Below are 14,023 nucleotides of genomic sequence, written 5' to 3'. Positions count from 1 at the left end.
ACGCGACCCCCGGGATGGGCGGGCTACTTCTCGATGTTCTCGAAGTCGAACAGGCCGGACCAGGTGACATCGGCCTTCTTCACCCTGTCCGAACGCCCGGCCGCGACGTTGTAGTCGAAGACCGGGATATCGGCCATGTCCTTGAACAGCACCTGCTGCGCCTGGGCGAGGATGTCGTAGGCCTGCTGGGGAGTTTGCGCCGCCTGGGCCTTGGCCAACAGCCCATCGAACTCGGGGCTGGAGTAGTTGCTGTTGTTGGTGCCGGAACCGGTCTGGTACAGCGAGGTCAGGAACTCGAACATGGACGGGTAGTCACCCTGCCAGCCGTATCGGAACGCCTTGCCGATCGTCTTGCCGGTGATCTCGTCGCGAATGGTCTTGAAGGTCGGGTAGGGAATGCCGACCGCCTGGATGCCCAGGACGTTCTTCACGCTGTTGGCGACCGCCTCGACCCACGCCTGATGCGCGCCGTCGGAGTTGTAGGCGATCTGGTAGACCCCCGACCACGGCGATATGGCGTCGGCCTGCGCCCACAACTTCTTGGCCTCATCGGGGTTGAACTTCAGCACCTCCGAACCCGGCAGATCCTTGCGGAAACCGTCCAGGGTGAAGGCGGTGAAGTCCTGCGCCGGCACCCGAGTGCCGTGGAAGATGTTCTGCGAGATCTGTTCCCGGTTGATCGCCATCGAGATCGCCTTGCGCCGCAGCACGCCCTCCGGACCGGCGAAGTGCGGCACGTTCGGCTGGATGCCGATATGCGCGTTGTAGGCGATCGGATGGGTGATCGCCCGATCGCCCAGATCCTTCTGATAGGTCGACAGCGCGGTATCGGGGATGATGTCCAGCGCGTCGAGGTTGTTGGCCAGCAGATCCGCGTAGGCCGTATCCATCGACTGGTACATCACGAACCGCAGGCCCTTGTTCTTGGCCGGGCGGCCGCCGTGGTAGTCCGGGTTGGGCATCACTTCGATCTTGACGTTGTGCTCCCAGGTGGTGAGCGTGTACGGCCCGTTGCTGATCGGGTGCTCGCCGAACGCCTTCATATCCTTGAACGCGGCATCGGGAAGCGGATAGAACGGGGAGTACCCCAGCTCCAGCTCGAAGTCGATCGAGGGCTGCTTCAGGTCGACGGTGAAGGTTTTGTCGTCGATCACCTTCAACCCCGACATCGTCTGCGCCTTGGGCGGATTCGCCGAGACGTCGTCGAAGCCGACGATCGGGGCGAACACCCAGCTCTGCAGCTGTGCATTGGTGCCGAGCGCGCCGTAGTTCCAGGCGTCGACGAACGACTTCGCCGTCACCGGGGTGCCGTCGCTGAACTTCCAGTCCTTGAGCGTGATCTTGTAATGCTGGCGGTCGGTCGTGTCGATCGACTGCGCCACCTCGTTATAGGACTTACCGTTGGCATCGTAGTACTTCAGCCCGGCGAACAACCGGTCGACCACGCGACCGCCCATGTTCTCGCTCGTGTTGGTGGGGATCAGCGGGTTCTGGGGCTCGCCGGCATTCACCGTGACGATATCGGCGTCGCTGCCGCCACCGCTCGAGGAACAGCCTGTCAGAGCTAGGCTCGTCGCCAACAGTGCTGCCGCGCTCAGCGCGGTTATCGTCTTGAATCTCAACGCAAGTACTCCGGTTCAGAAAGGGCAGGAGGAGCGACGGCGCGCAGGGATCCGCCCGTGGGCACCGACGATCCACCTTGGGTGAAACGGACAGTAGCCACAACCTGCCGGGTTGTCAGCGGATCGACACGTCTTCGTTCCGCTTGTTAGCAAATCGGCAACACGGCCGACTCATTGCCGGTAGTTCCGGGAGCAGATTGCGCAATCCGTATAGCAGAGCCGTCGCTTCCACGGTTCCGTCACGGACAGTACGGCAGAGTGACCCCCCGATCGGACAACACCCCGGCACGGCCCAGATCACACTCCGATACTGTCGCAACGTGGCCGCGGTCACTCCCGGCCGAAGCGCACGAAAGAAGAGACGAGATGACAGAAACCACCGCTGATCACCTGGATGCCTATCCGCCGACCGCGGAGTTCGCGGCCGCGGCCAATGCCGATGCGTCTCTCTACGACCGGGCCGACGCCGATCGCGAGGCCTTCTGGGCGGAGCAGGCCGGCCGGTTGCATTGGCATCAGCCGTGGAGCCGCGTGCTGGATTGGGACGACGCACCCTTCGCGCGCTGGTTCGTCGACGGCAAGCTGAACGTGGCCTACAACTGCGTGGATCGCCACGTCGTCGACGGTTTCGGCGACCAGGTGGCCATCCACTGGGAGGGCGAGCCGGGCGATTCCCGCGACATCACCTACGCACAGCTGCTGGCCGAGGTCAGCCAGGCCGCCAACTACTTCACGGAGTTGGGTCTCGAGGCCGGCGACCGGGTCGCCATCTACATGCCGATGGTCCCGGAGGCCATCGTGGCCATGCTGGCCTGCGCGCGATTGGGTCTGACCCATTCGGTGGTGTTCGCCGGGTTCTCCCCCACCGCGCTGCGCCAGCGCGTCGACGATGCCGAGGCGCGGCTGGTCGTCACGACCGACGGGCAGTGGCGTCGCGGTAAGGCCGCCCCGTTGAAGGAGGCCGTGGACGAGGCGTTGTACGCGCACGGCGGCACGCCGTCGAGCGTCGAACACGTACTCGTGGTGCGCCGCACCGATATCGAGGTGCCCTGGACCGAGGGCCGCGATCTGTGGTGGCATGAGACGGTCGGGCAGGCGTCCACCGAACACGAGGCGCAGCCGTTCGATGCCGAGCATCCGCTGTTCATCCTCTACACCTCCGGCACCACGGGGAAGCCGAAGGGCATCCTGCACACCTCGGGTGGCTATCTGACCCAGACGTCCTACACCCATCACAACGTCTTCGATCACAAGCCGGGGCAGGACGTGTATTGGTGCACAGCCGATATCGGCTGGGTGACCGGGCACAGCTACATCGTGTACGGGCCGCTGTCCAACCGGACCACGCAGGTGGTCTACGAGGGCACGCCGAATTCCCCCGATGAGCATCGGCATTTCCAGATCATCGAAAAGTACGGCGTCACAATCTATTACACCGCGCCGACGCTGATCCGCACCTTCATGAAGTGGGGCCGCGAGATTCCGCAGGCGCATGATCTGTCCAGCCTGCGGGTGCTGGGTTCGGTGGGTGAGCCGATCAATCCGGAGGCGTGGCGCTGGTATCGCGAGGTCATCGGCGCGAACAAGACCCCGATCGTGGACACCTGGTGGCAGACCGAGACGGGCGCGATCATGATCTCGCCGCTGCCCGGCGTGACCGCCGCCAAGCCGGGTGCGGCCATGGGGGCGCTGCCCGGTATCTCGGCGCAGGTCGTGGACGAGGAGGGTAATCCGGTCAAGCTCGGGGCCAGCGAGGCCAACGGCTATCTGGTGCTCGATCAGCCGTGGCCGGCGATGCTGCGCGGAATCTGGGGCGATCCGGAGCGCTACCGGGCGACCTATTGGGAGCGGTTCGGCGCGCAGGGCTGGTACTTCGCCGGTGACGGGGCCAAGCTCGACGCGGGCGGCGATCTGTGGGTGCTGGGCCGGGTCGACGATGTGATGAACGTGTCCGGACATCGCATCTCGACCGCCGAGGTGGAATCCGCGCTGGTGGGTCACTACGGGGTCGCCGAGGCCGCGGTCGTCGGGGCCAGCGATGCCACCACGGGACAGGGCATCGTCGCATTCGTCATCCTCACCGGCGAGGCGAAGAACACCGGACAGGATCTCGTCGCCGAGCTCAAGGCCGAGGTGTCGCGCGAGATCAGCCCGATCGCCCGGCCGCGGGAGATCCACATCGTGCCCGAACTGCCCAAGACCCGGTCCGGGAAGATCATGCGCCGGTTGCTGCGCGATGTGGCCGAGGGCCGGGAGCTGGGCGATACCTCGACCCTGGTGGATCCGAACGTGTTCGAGGCGATTCGGGCCAAGAAGGCCAACTGGTAGGTCCCCCTCGGGTTCCCGTCATTGCGGCACTAGGCCGGAATGACGGGAACGGGGGGTCGGCAAGACCGGCAAAACGGACAATCGTTAAGATTCCGTCAGGAGTGCCGGGAAGTCTGGTCGGCGTGTGTTAGTTGTCCGCCCGACCGGAAGGTGCCCGTGATCGTTGCGCTGCGCTCCGAGATTTCCCGTTTTCTCCGCACCGAGACCGTCGGTGGGGCGCTGCTGCTGGTCGCGGCCGCGATGGCATTGCTGTGGGTGAATTCGCCCTGGGGCGATGCCTACTTCAGGCTCTCCGATATGCGGCTCGCCCTGCCCGCAGTGCATCTGGATCTGAGTCTCGCGGAGTGGACCAAGGACGGGCTGCTGGCGATCTTCTTCTTCGTCGCGGGGCTCGAACTCAAGCGTGAGCTGGTGGTGGGTGAGCTCGCCGATCGCAAGCGGGCCGCGCTGCCGATCATCGCGGCCCTGGGCGGAGTGGTCGTTCCGGCGTTGATCGCCTGGGGAATCGGCCGCGGCATCGAGGGTATGGATCGCGGCTGGGCCATTCCGGTCGCCACCGATATCGCCTTCGCGCTGGCCGTGCTCGCGCTGACCGGCTCCCGAATCCCCACCACCGCACGGGTTTTCCTGCTCAGTCTGGCCGTCGTCGACGATCTGATCGCCATCGTGCTGATCGCGGTGCTGTTCACCACCGCCGTCGCATTCGGCTGGCTGGTGACCGCGGCCGCCTGCCTCGCCGGATGGGCGCTGGCGCAACGGTTCCGGATCGGCACGCCGCTGGTCTATGTGCCGCTGGCGTTGACGGCGTGGTTCGCGTTGCACGAGGCCGGAATTCACCCCACCCTCGCCGGTGTGCTGTGCGGGCTGCTGACCCGGGTCCGTCCCGATCCGGGCGAGGACACCTCGCCCGCGACCCGGCTCGAGCATCTGTTCCAGCCCGTCTCGGCGGGGGTGTGCGTGCCGCTGTTCGCGTTGTTCGCCTCCGGAGTCCCGTTGTCCACGACCGTATTAGGCAGCCTGGGCACCGATCGCCTGGCGCTGGCGATCATCATCGGCCTGCTCGTGGGAAAGACCCTCGGCATCTTCGGATCCGGCTGGCTGGCCGTGCGGTTCGGACTTGCCCGGCGGCCCGACGGATTGGGCCTGCGCGACATGTTCGCCCTGTCGGTACTCGGCGCGATCGGCTTCACCGTTAGCCTCTTGGTGGCAGAACTGGCGTTGGCGGACGACGTCGCCGCTGCCGAACTGGCGAAAGCCGCCGTGTTGATGACATCAATGACGGCGTCACTGCTCGGTTCGGCGCTACTGTTGCGACGTGGCCGCGTACACCAGGCACGGCGGGACGCACACGCGGCTGCCGGAGACGAAGGCCGGGCAGCACCGGGAACGGAGAAGGGTCGAGCAATTGAGCTTCACACAGGGCGGTAACGGGCAGAACACGGACCGCGGCCGGACCATCAACTCGATTCCGCTGTCCGAGGTCGACACCACGGCCGGCGCCAGCATCGGCGATCTGGTGCGCGACGCGGCCGAGCAGATGTCGACCCTGGTGCGCGCCGAGGTGAAGCTGGCCAAGACCGAGGTCACCGGGGAGATCAAGAAGGGCCTGCAGGGCAGCGTGTACTTCATCGCCGCCCTGACGATCCTGCTGTTCTCCAGCTTCTTCTTTTTCTTCTTCCTGGCCGAACTGCTCGATGTGTGGCTGGTGCGCTGGGCGGCGTTCCTGATCGTGTTCGGTCTGATGATCGCGGCCGTGGCGCTGTTCGGATTCCTGGGCTATCTGAAGGTGAAGAAACTGCGGGCGCCGCAGAAAACCATCGATGCGCTCAAGGAAACCCGTTCGGTCATCCCGCATGTCGGTGGATCGCACGCCGTCGACAAGCCGGTCGTCTGAGCCGCGCACTACGCTTTTCGCGTGTCGTCTACTCCGAGTCCCGATCCGTCCAGCGTCCGCTACGACGGACCGTGGACGCATAAGGACGTGCATGCCAACGGCATTCGGTTCCATGTGGTCGAGGCCGCTCCGGCCGAGGCCGTCCCCGCCGACGCCCCGCTGGTGGTCCTGCTGCACGGATTCGGCGACTTCTGGTGGTCGTGGCGGCATCAGCTCAGCGCCCTGGCCGAATCGGGTTATCGCACGGTCGCGGTCGATCTGCGTGGCTACGGCGACTCCGATAAGCCGCCGCGCGGTTACGACGGCTGGACGCTCGCCGGCGATATCGCCGGGTTGATCCGCGCGCTCGGACATACCGAGGCGACGCTGGTGGGCCATGCCGAGGGCGGTTTGGTGTGCTGGGCGACCGCGGTGCTGCATCCGCGGCTGGTCCGCGCGATCGCGCTGGTGAGTTCGCCGCATCCGGTCGCGCTCAAACAGTCCGTGCTGCGCGAGCGCCGCCAGCGCTCGGCGTGGCTGCCGAACTTCCTGCGCTATCAGCCCCCGCGCTACGGCGAGCGCCTGCTGACCAAGCGCGGCGGCTTCGAGGTGGAGCGACTGCTGCGCCAGCGGGTCGGCGCGGGATGGGCGGCCAGCGCCGAATTCGTCGACACCGCACGGCGAATGCGCTCGGCCATCCGCATTCCCGGAGTGGCGCACTGTGCGCTGGAGTATCAGCGCTGGGCCTTCCGCAGTCAGTGGCGGCCCGACGGGCACCGCTTCATGGCGACCATGCGCGAGCCGGTGCGGGTGCCGGTGCTGATGCTGCGCGGCGACGAGGATCACTACATTCTCGATGCGACCGTCCGGCGCTGTCATGAGCTCAGCCCGGACCGTCGCATGGTCTCGATCGCGAATGCGGGGCATTTCGCGCATCAGGAGAATCCCGATGCCGTCACCGCCGAATTGGCGAAACTGCTTGCCTGACAGCCGAAAGGGCCGATGATGACCGAGAGCGCCGAATCCCGTCAGCAGAGCTTCGATCGCGGTCTGGAGGTCCTGCGGCGGATCGACGGCGAGGCCGGGCAGCGGGTGATCGACTCGCTCGCCGATATCTCCCCCGAACTCGCCCATCAGATCGTGGCCTGGGGTTTCGGCGAGATCTATCAGCGGCCGGCGCTACCACCGCGCGACCGCCAGCTCGTCACCCTCGGCATGCTCACCGCCCTCGGGGGCGCCGAGGCGCAGCTCGAGGTGCATATCAACGCGGCACTGAATGTCGGGCTCACGCCGGAGCAGATCGTCGAGGTATTCCTGCATTCGGCCGGGTACTGCGGTTTCCCGCGCGCGCTCAATGCCACCTTCGTGGCGAAGAAGGTATTCGAGGAGCGCGGTCTGCTGCCGGTTCAGCAGCAGTGAGGTGATGGCCCCGGCGAAAAGCATGCCGGGGACATCAAGAAGCGGCACGCCGGGGACATCAAGAAGCGGCACGCCGGGGACATCAAGAAGCGGCACGCCGGGGACAGCGAGGAGCCGCAGGCCGCAGCCCTCGAGAAGTAGCGCCCTGCGGCCCTCGGTGGCCGGGCACGCCGGGCCACCGAGGGGGCGGTCAGCTCAGTACGCACTCCCCGGTGGGAACCGGGGTGGTCGAGCGGGTGGCGGCGTCGAGGTCGGACTGGACTTCCTTGAGGGTCAGCACATAGCCGGTGTCCTCGTCGGTGACCGCCGCGCCGAAGACCACGCCGAGCACCTCGCCGTCCGTATCCACCAGCGGCCCACCGGAATTGCCCGCGCGGACCTGACCGCGCAGGGTGTAGACCTCGCGGGTGACGGTGCCGTTCTTGTAGATGTTGGGACCGCTCAGGTTCAGGGTCTCCCGGATCCGCGCGGCGGCGGAGGTGTACTTACCGCCGCCTGGATAGCCGAGCACGATGGCGCTTTCGCTCGGCTTCGCCGCGGACGGGGCGAGTGGGATGACCGGGGCCTGCAGGCCCGGCACCTCGAGGATCGCCACATCCTTGTTCGGATCGAACAGCACCACATTGGCATCCAGCGGGCCGCGGGCCGTATCGACCTGCACCGTGGTGGTCCCGGCGACGACATGCGCATTGGTCATGATCCGCTCGGGCGCCACGACGAAGCCCGAACCCTCCAGCTGCCGTTGGCAACTCGGCGCCACGCCACGAATCCGCAACACGCTGTATTGCAGATTCAGCGCCACCGGCGATTGCAGCACAGTCGGATCCGGCGGCTCCACCGCCGCGATGGGCGCGCGGCCGAACGGGCCGATCACATCCGGCAGCCCGGAGGTGTTGAGCAGCTTGGAGAATTCGTTGGGCACCCGGCGCAACCAGTTGGGCGCCACCTGATTCACGTCGGTCAGCACGCGAGAACCGTTGACAGCGGCCGCGATCGAGGGCTGCGAGGACGAAGCCAGCGGCAGCGCCAGCAGCCACGCCGTCACCAGTACCGCGACACACTGCAGCGCGGCGCCCACCACGCTGTCCGCGCTGCGGGCGAACGGATGCCGCATCCCGCTGCGGGCGGCGCGGCCGAGCACCATGCCCGCCACCTCACCGACGATGACCAGCGCCACGATCAGTACGACGCCGACCAGCACGCGTTTACGGCCCTCGCTGATGTGGATCAGGATGTGCGGCGCGATCAAGATGCCCGCCACCGCACCCAGCACCACGCCCAGGAAGGCCAGCGCCGAGGCGACCGCGCCTTGGCGCCAACCCGAGGAGGCGGCGAGCAGTGCGATGATCACGACACCCAGGTCGAGCCATGCCGAGGAACTCATAACGTCATCCCCACTGCCGCGAGCGAGGACTGCAGATCACGCACATCGTGATGATCCCAGTCCCGCTCCCATCCCGACACTGCCAGCAGACCGGCGAGCACGCCGGCCGTGAAACCCCAGACGAGCATGCCGTCGACCGCGAACGCGGGACCCATGTAACCCAGCGGATGTCGCACGACGAACCGATTGGCCGGATCGATCAGATCCGCCAGCGGCACCCGCACCACCCGCGCGGCCTCCGCCTCGCTCACCACCCGAACCTCGCCGGGCTTGCGCCAATACGCGACCACCGGCGTCACATCGAAGCGCGACGGGGGCACGAAGATCTTGGGCAGCACCGCGATCGGTTCGACGCCGTCGCGATCCAGACCCGTCTCCTCCCACGCCTCGCGCAGCGCGGTATCGATCGGACCGTCGTCGCCGGACTCCACGCCGCCGCCGGGGAAGGCGACCTGTCCGCGATGCTGGCGCAGCGTGGCGGCGCGCTGGGTGAGCAATACATCGGCATCGGCCGGTAATCCGCCGAGTGCGTCCGGATCCGATTCCGGGGAACCGCCGAACAGCACCAGCACCGCGGCCTGACGCGGGCGCAGCGCCGCGCTCACGAACTTCCGCATGGCCCGCCGATCGAGCACCGGATTGGTGCCGGTCGGGTCGGCGAGCTCATGCTCGGCTACGCCGCGTAGCCACTCGGGAATCGCGTCGGTCACCAATCTCGGTGCGGCACCGGCCTTTTCACGACCCTCATGGTCGTCCACATCGCCTCCTGCTGCCCCGTCACTCATGCGGGCGCGAGGCCGTGCGCCGCCGCGCACGCAACCTCCGGTCCCACTGCTCATGCTCCGATCATCGTCGCCCGCGCGATCTCGCGCCCCTCGGGGCACAGGTTGGCCGTGGTGCGGGTCGGATTCACTCACGCCGAGACTCCCAATTCGGCCGCGACGGTCGCGGCGATATCGTCGGCGTCGCGGAACGGGCGCACCACCACCTTGGCGATCGAGCCGTCGGGCCGCACCAGCACCGAAATCGGTTGTACCGCAGGCGCTCCCGCGGCGGCGCGCACCCTGGCGGCGGGGTCCTGGACGCCGGGCAGCCGCACGTCCAGATCGGTGAGCCGGGCCAGCGCCTTGGCCTCATCGGGATCGCTGTGCACGGTCAGCACGGGTACGGCGCCCGGGCGGGTGGCGTAGCGCTGCAGCGCGGGCAGCTCCTCGGCGCACGGCGGACACCAGTACGTCCACAGATTCAGCAGGGCCGGGCGGCCGGCGAGGGCGGCCGCCAGATCCACCGGGCGGCCGTCGGCCAGACAGTCGACGGTGATCCCGGCCAGCGGCCCGCGGCCGCGGGCATCGGATGCGGGCACCGGGCAATCCGCCAGGCGCGCCGCCGCCCGCATGTCCTGTGACACAGCCGCACTCGGGACCCGCGTCGTCTCCGCGGTGGTTCGCGACGTGCCGTGCGCACCGCGCGGCCAGATCGCGACGGCCAGGGCGACCACGGCGATCAGAGCCGCGAGCGTCCATCGCCAGGCGACCGGGAACGATCTCACCGGCCCACCAGTTCGAGCAGATGCTCGGCCTCGGGACCCTTGATCAGCGCGGCCGCGGCGGCCGGATCGGTAGGACCGGCGCCGAACGACGGGCAGTCCTTGGCGAGCAGGCAGGCGCCGCAGGCGGGCTTGCGGGCATGACACACCCGGCGACCGTGGAAGATCACCCGGTGCGACAGCATCGTCCACTCCTTGCGCTCGATCAGCTCGCCGATGGCGTGCTCGATCTTCACCGGATCCTGTTCGGTGGTCCACTGCCAGCGCTGCACGAGCCGGGCGAAATGAGTGTCGACAGTGATTCCGGGCACATCGAAGGCGTTGCCCAAGATCACATTGGCGGTCTTGCGACCGATACCCGGCAGCTTCACCAACTCCTCGAGGGTGTGCGGCAGCACGCCGTCGTGATGTTCCAGCAGCGCCTGCCCCAGGCCGATGAGCGAGGAGGTCTTGTTGCGATAGAAACCGGTCGGCCGGATGTACTCCTCGAGCTCGGTGCGATCGGCCTCGGCGTACCCCTTGGCATCGCGGTAGCGGGCGAACAGCGCCGGGGTCGTCAGGTTCACCCGGACATCGGTGCACTGTGCGGAAAGAATTGTGGCGACGGCCAATTCGAGCGGGGTGGTGAAATCCAGCTCACAGTGCGCGTCCGGAAAGGCCTCGGTCAGGGTGCGATACATCCGACGCGCGCGCCGCACCAGACCGAGCCTGGTCTCCCCGGCGAATTTCGCCTTCGGCGAGGCGGGCGCGCGGCGACGACGGGCGGGCTCGGCGGCGGGGGTCTCGGCGGGTTCGATATCGGCGGACGGTTCGTGCCCGTTCGCGGCGGCGGATCCGGTTTCACGCACGCGTCCACCTTACGGAACCACACCGACGCGAGCGCGATCGCGAACAAGGCCCGTGTTCCATCTGAGACCTTCTCCGTGTTTACTCACCCGTATGCAAGGACTCGCTGTGGTGCTCTTCCCGGTGGTGCTGATGCTGTTCGCGCTGTTCATGGAACGGGTCGAGAACCGGCTACGCAAACTTCTCGAACCGGAGGAAGAGGTCCAGCAGTACCTCGACCGGGCCAGCAATGCCGAGGTGAACGAGCTGGCCAAGCTCGGTGTGCCGGCGCATGCGGCCCGCAACCGCCGTAGACGGGCCAACAGCGACGAACTGGACGTGGCCGCCGCGAGCTAGCTGATCGGGCCGACTCCCCGAGGGCTACGGGAACCGAATCGGCACCACGAGCGTTCCACATACCGCGCGTTACGTGGTGTCTGTCACTACGCTGCCCGTATGCCAAGTAGACTGCACTGTCGGCCGTAACGCTTCGGCCCAGGACAGAGCCAATTCCCATAAGGAGCACATTCGTGGACGAGGCCCTCGCCAGAGCAGGCATCTTCCAAGGCGTCGAGCCCACCGCGGTAGCGGCTCTCGCCAAACAGCTGGAGCCCGTGGACTTTCCGCGTGGCCACGTCATCTTCAATGAGGGCGAACCGGGCGATCGGCTGTTCATCATCACGTCGGGCAAGGTGAAGATCGGTCGCCGCTCACCCGATGGTCGGGAGAATCTGCTGACCATCATGGGCCCGTCGGATATGTTCGGCGAGCTGTCGATCTTCGATCCGGGTCCGCGGACCTCGACGGCCACCACCGTGACCGAGGTCCGCGCGGTGACCATGAACCGCGAGGCCCTCAAATCGTGGATCGATCAGCGACCGGAGATCGCTGAGCAGTTGCTGCGGGTGCTGGCGCGTCGGCTGCGCCGGACCAACAACAACCTCGCCGATCTCATCTTCACCGACGTGCCCGGCCGTGTCGCCAAGGCGCTGTTGCAGCTCGCGCAGCGGTTCGGCACGCAGGAGGCGGGCGCGCTGCGGGTCACCCACGACCTCACGCAGGAGGAGATCGCCCAGCTGGTCGGCGCCTCGCGCGAGACGGTGAACAAGGCCCTGGCCGACTTCGCCCACCGCGGTTGGCTGCGGCTGGAGGGGAAGAGCGTGTTGATCACCGATTCGGAGCGCTTGGCCCGCCGAGCCCGCTGATCGCATCCCGTCATCCGGTAGCGGCCTCTGCAGGGAGAGGCCGCCGGATGGGATGTGGTCAGGACTCGCTGCGTAGATAGGCCAATTGGGCCTTGACCGAGCTCCGCGCGGCAGGCCAGAGCCGCTTGTCCACATCGGCGTAGACACGCGCGACGATCTGCAGCGGACGGGCATTCGGCCCCAGTACGCGCAGCGCCTCGCGGACCTGATCCAGGCGCTCCTGGCGATGACGCAGGTAGTAATCGATCACCGGTTTCGCGTCCGGGTGATCGGGACCGTGCGCCGGTAGCAGTGCCCGGCCGGGCGCCACCTCGGCGAGCCGGTCCAATGACGCGAGATAATCCCCCAGCGCGCCATCGCGCGATTCCAATACGGTTGTGCCGCTGCCGAGCACGGTGTCACCGGTCAGCACGGCATCGTCCAGCACGAAACTCACCGAATCCTCGGTATGCCCCGGCGTCGCGAGCACCGCGATGCGCAGGCCCGCGGCCTCGACGATCTCGCCGTCGGTCAGCGTCGCCGCCGAATCGTGCAGGAACTTCGGATCGAAGGAACGGACCGGGGTACCGGTCAACTTCACCAGGCGTTCGATGCCGCCGGTGTGGTCGTGATGGTGGTGGGTGATCAGCGTCAGGGCGATCTCGCCGCCGGTCGCCCGGGCGATGGCCTCGCTGTGCGCCTTATCCTTCGGACCCGGATCGATCACGACGTAGCCGGATCGATCCGGGGCGCGCAGGAGCCAGGTGTTGGTGCCCTGCAGGGTCATCTGATTCGGATTGTTCGCCAGCAGCACCGACGCGCTCGCCGTGACAGGGCGCACCTGCTCATACGCGGGATGGATGAGACTCATAGGACTCCTAACGCTGTGTCATCGGCGCCGCCTTCGGCGTCGCGGGTTCGCGGCCCCTGAGGCTCGTTCCTTACCCTCCTCCGCTGCGCTCCCCCGCTCCGTCAGTCCAGAAACGAGCCGGGCCGCGAACCACTTCAGCGAATACCCTTACCGCACTTCGACGATGAGCTCCACCTCGACGGGGGTGTTCTTGGGCAGCTCGAAGACGCCGACGGCCGAGCGGGCGTGCACGCCGGCGTCGCCGAAGACCTCGCCGAGGAATTCGGACGCGCCGTTGATCACCAGCGGCTGATCGTTGAAACCCGGTGCGGAGGCCACGAATCCGACCACCTTCACGATCCGCACCACGTTGTCGAGGCCGACGAGGGCGTCGATCGCGGCCAGGGCGTTGAGGGCGCACAGCTTGGCGGCCTCCTTGGCGTCGGCCAAGCTCACCTCGGCGCCGGCCTTACCGGTGGCCGACAGTTCACCGCCGACGAACGGCAGCTGGCCGGAGGTGTAGACCAGCGAACCCGAACGCACCGCCGGGATGTAGGCGCCGGCCGGAGCGGCCACCGACGGCAGTTCCAGGCCCAGCCGCTCGAGGTTCTTGCGCCACAACGTCGCGTCGGTCATCAGCGCTTCTCCCGCTTCAGGTAGGCGACGTGCTGTTCGCCCGTCGGGCCGGGCAGCACCGTGACCAGCTCCCAGCCGTCGGCGCCCCACTGATCCAGAATCTGCTTGGTCGCATGGGTCAGCAACGGCACCGTCGCGTACTCCCACAAGGTCACATCACTCATGGCCCCGAGCGTATCGGCTACGCCGCGTTCCGACAGGGCCGCGGTCCGTACCGCCCACACAACCACACACGATTTACGCCCGCCCCGACGTCTCGGAGCCGTCGCGCAGGCGACGCAAGAGCAAGCGGCCAGCCCCGAAACAACTCACGCAACCACGCACAATTTGCGGCCGGCCCGCCGCCTCGAAGTCGT

Annotated in this window: 15 protein-coding genes; 7 read left to right on the top strand and 8 right to left on the bottom strand. The window is 67.2% G+C overall.

Annotated elements, in window-relative coordinates:
- Positions 1 to 23: 23 nt before the first annotated feature.
- Positions 24 to 1,622: an ABC transporter substrate-binding protein gene (locus ACIA76_RS30135; protein ID WP_397156549.1), complete on the bottom strand. Its 1,599-nt coding sequence runs from the start codon at positions 1,620 to 1,622 to the stop codon at positions 24 to 26.
- 366 nt (positions 1,623 to 1,988) lie between these two features.
- Here ACIA76_RS30135 and acs point away from each other — a divergent pair, with 366 nt between their 5' ends.
- The 5 genes from acs to ACIA76_RS30110 all read left to right on the top strand — a co-directional run bounded on the left by acs (position 1,989) and on the right by ACIA76_RS30110 (position 7,242).
- On the top strand, positions 1,989 to 3,950 hold the full coding sequence (gene acs / locus ACIA76_RS30130) for an acetate--CoA ligase (RefSeq protein ID WP_397156547.1): 1,962 nt from the start codon (positions 1,989 to 1,991) through the stop codon (positions 3,948 to 3,950).
- 156 nt (positions 3,951 to 4,106) lie between these two features.
- Positions 4,107 to 5,378 carry a Na+/H+ antiporter NhaA gene (gene nhaA / locus ACIA76_RS30125; RefSeq protein ID WP_397156546.1) on the top strand — a complete coding sequence of 424 codons (1,272 nt, stop codon included), beginning with the start codon at positions 4,107 to 4,109 and terminating at the stop codon, positions 5,376 to 5,378.
- Entirely contained in the window at positions 5,356 to 5,844 is a 489-nt protein-coding gene (locus ACIA76_RS30120) for a phage holin family protein (RefSeq protein ID WP_397156544.1), read from the top strand. Before nhaA ends, ACIA76_RS30120 begins: the two co-directional genes overlap by 23 nt.
- 21 nt (positions 5,845 to 5,865) lie before the next feature.
- Complete coding sequence (locus ACIA76_RS30115; RefSeq protein ID WP_397156541.1) at positions 5,866 to 6,810, top strand: alpha/beta fold hydrolase; 945 nt, start codon at positions 5,866 to 5,868, stop codon at positions 6,808 to 6,810.
- 18 nt (positions 6,811 to 6,828) lie between these two features.
- Positions 6,829 to 7,242 (top strand): carboxymuconolactone decarboxylase family protein, encoded by a 414-nt coding sequence (locus ACIA76_RS30110; protein ID WP_397156539.1) that lies wholly within the window; start codon positions 6,829 to 6,831, stop codon positions 7,240 to 7,242.
- A 190-nt stretch (positions 7,243 to 7,432) separates the two neighbouring features.
- Here ACIA76_RS30110 and ACIA76_RS30105 read toward each other — a convergent pair whose 3' ends face one another.
- The 4 genes from ACIA76_RS30105 to nth all read right to left on the bottom strand — a co-directional run bounded on the left by ACIA76_RS30105 (position 7,433) and on the right by nth (position 10,852).
- Complete coding sequence (locus ACIA76_RS30105; RefSeq protein ID WP_397156537.1) at positions 7,433 to 8,626, bottom strand: MarP family serine protease; 1,194 nt, start codon at positions 8,624 to 8,626, stop codon at positions 7,433 to 7,435.
- Complete coding sequence (locus tag ACIA76_RS30100) at positions 8,623 to 9,384, bottom strand: NUDIX hydrolase (protein WP_397156535.1); 762 nt, start codon at positions 9,382 to 9,384, stop codon at positions 8,623 to 8,625. The genes ACIA76_RS30105 and ACIA76_RS30100 overlap by 4 nt, the downstream gene beginning before the upstream one ends.
- 155 nt (positions 9,385 to 9,539) lie before the next feature.
- Complete coding sequence (locus ACIA76_RS30095; RefSeq protein WP_397156532.1) at positions 9,540 to 10,175, bottom strand: TlpA family protein disulfide reductase; 636 nt, start codon at positions 10,173 to 10,175, stop codon at positions 9,540 to 9,542.
- A complete protein-coding gene (gene nth / locus ACIA76_RS30090) occupies positions 10,172 to 10,852 on the bottom strand; it encodes an endonuclease III (RefSeq protein WP_397156602.1) in 681 nt (226 codons plus the stop codon). The genes ACIA76_RS30095 and nth overlap by 4 nt, the downstream gene beginning before the upstream one ends.
- A 259-nt stretch (positions 10,853 to 11,111) precedes the next feature.
- Here nth and ACIA76_RS30085 point away from each other — a divergent pair, with 259 nt between their 5' ends.
- Positions 11,112 to 11,354, top strand: coding sequence for a hypothetical protein (locus ACIA76_RS30085; protein ID WP_397156530.1), 243 nt, complete (start codon positions 11,112 to 11,114; stop codon positions 11,352 to 11,354).
- Positions 11,355 to 11,527: 173 nt separating this feature from the next.
- Positions 11,528 to 12,202 (top strand): Crp/Fnr family transcriptional regulator, encoded by a 675-nt coding sequence (locus tag ACIA76_RS30080; RefSeq protein WP_397156528.1) that lies wholly within the window; start codon positions 11,528 to 11,530, stop codon positions 12,200 to 12,202.
- 58 nt (positions 12,203 to 12,260) lie between these two features.
- On the opposite strand, the gene ACIA76_RS30075 is transcribed toward ACIA76_RS30080, so the two are convergent.
- The 3 genes from ACIA76_RS30075 to ACIA76_RS30065 form a co-directional block, all read right to left on the bottom strand.
- Complete coding sequence (locus ACIA76_RS30075) at positions 12,261 to 13,052, bottom strand: MBL fold metallo-hydrolase (protein WP_397156526.1); 792 nt, start codon at positions 13,050 to 13,052, stop codon at positions 12,261 to 12,263.
- A gap of 147 nt (positions 13,053 to 13,199) precedes the next feature.
- Positions 13,200 to 13,667 carry a RidA family protein gene (locus tag ACIA76_RS30070; RefSeq protein ID WP_397156523.1) on the bottom strand — a complete coding sequence of 156 codons (468 nt, stop codon included), beginning with the start codon at positions 13,665 to 13,667 and terminating at the stop codon, positions 13,200 to 13,202.
- Positions 13,667 to 13,831, bottom strand: a complete 165-nt coding sequence (locus ACIA76_RS30065) for a DUF4177 domain-containing protein (protein ID WP_098698302.1) — start codon at positions 13,829 to 13,831, stop codon at positions 13,667 to 13,669. The genes ACIA76_RS30070 and ACIA76_RS30065 overlap by 1 nt, the downstream gene beginning before the upstream one ends.
- Positions 13,832 to 14,023 lie beyond the last annotated feature (192 nt).

The sequence above is a fragment of the Nocardia sp. NPDC051570 genome (assembly GCF_044454005.1).
Taxonomy (GTDB): Bacteria; Actinomycetota; Actinomycetes; order Mycobacteriales; family Mycobacteriaceae; genus Nocardia.
Note: the sequence above shows the minus strand (reverse complement) of the source record. Positions and strands in the feature narration are given on the sequence as shown.

Coding starts and splice junctions, on each gene's coding strand:
- ACIA76_RS30070 (WP_397156523.1), bottom strand. CDS start 13,667: ATGACCGACGCGACGTTGTGGCGCAAGAACCTCGAGCGGCTGGGCCTG.
- acs (WP_397156547.1), top strand. CDS start 1,989: ATGACAGAAACCACCGCTGATCACCTGGATGCCTATCCGCCGACCGCG.
- ACIA76_RS30105 (WP_397156537.1), bottom strand. CDS start 8,626: ATGAGTTCCTCGGCATGGCTCGACCTGGGTGTCGTGATCATCGCACTG.
- ACIA76_RS30085 (WP_397156530.1), top strand. CDS start 11,112: ATGCAAGGACTCGCTGTGGTGCTCTTCCCGGTGGTGCTGATGCTGTTC.
- ACIA76_RS30075 (WP_397156526.1), bottom strand. CDS start 13,052: ATGAGTCTCATCCATCCCGCGTATGAGCAGGTGCGCCCTGTCACGGCG.
- ACIA76_RS30065 (WP_098698302.1), bottom strand. CDS start 13,831: ATGAGTGATGTGACCTTGTGGGAGTACGCGACGGTGCCGTTGCTGACC.
- ACIA76_RS30110 (WP_397156539.1), top strand. CDS start 6,829: ATGACCGAGAGCGCCGAATCCCGTCAGCAGAGCTTCGATCGCGGTCTG.
- nth (WP_397156602.1), bottom strand. CDS start 10,852: ATGTATCGCACCCTGACCGAGGCCTTTCCGGACGCGCACTGTGAGCTG.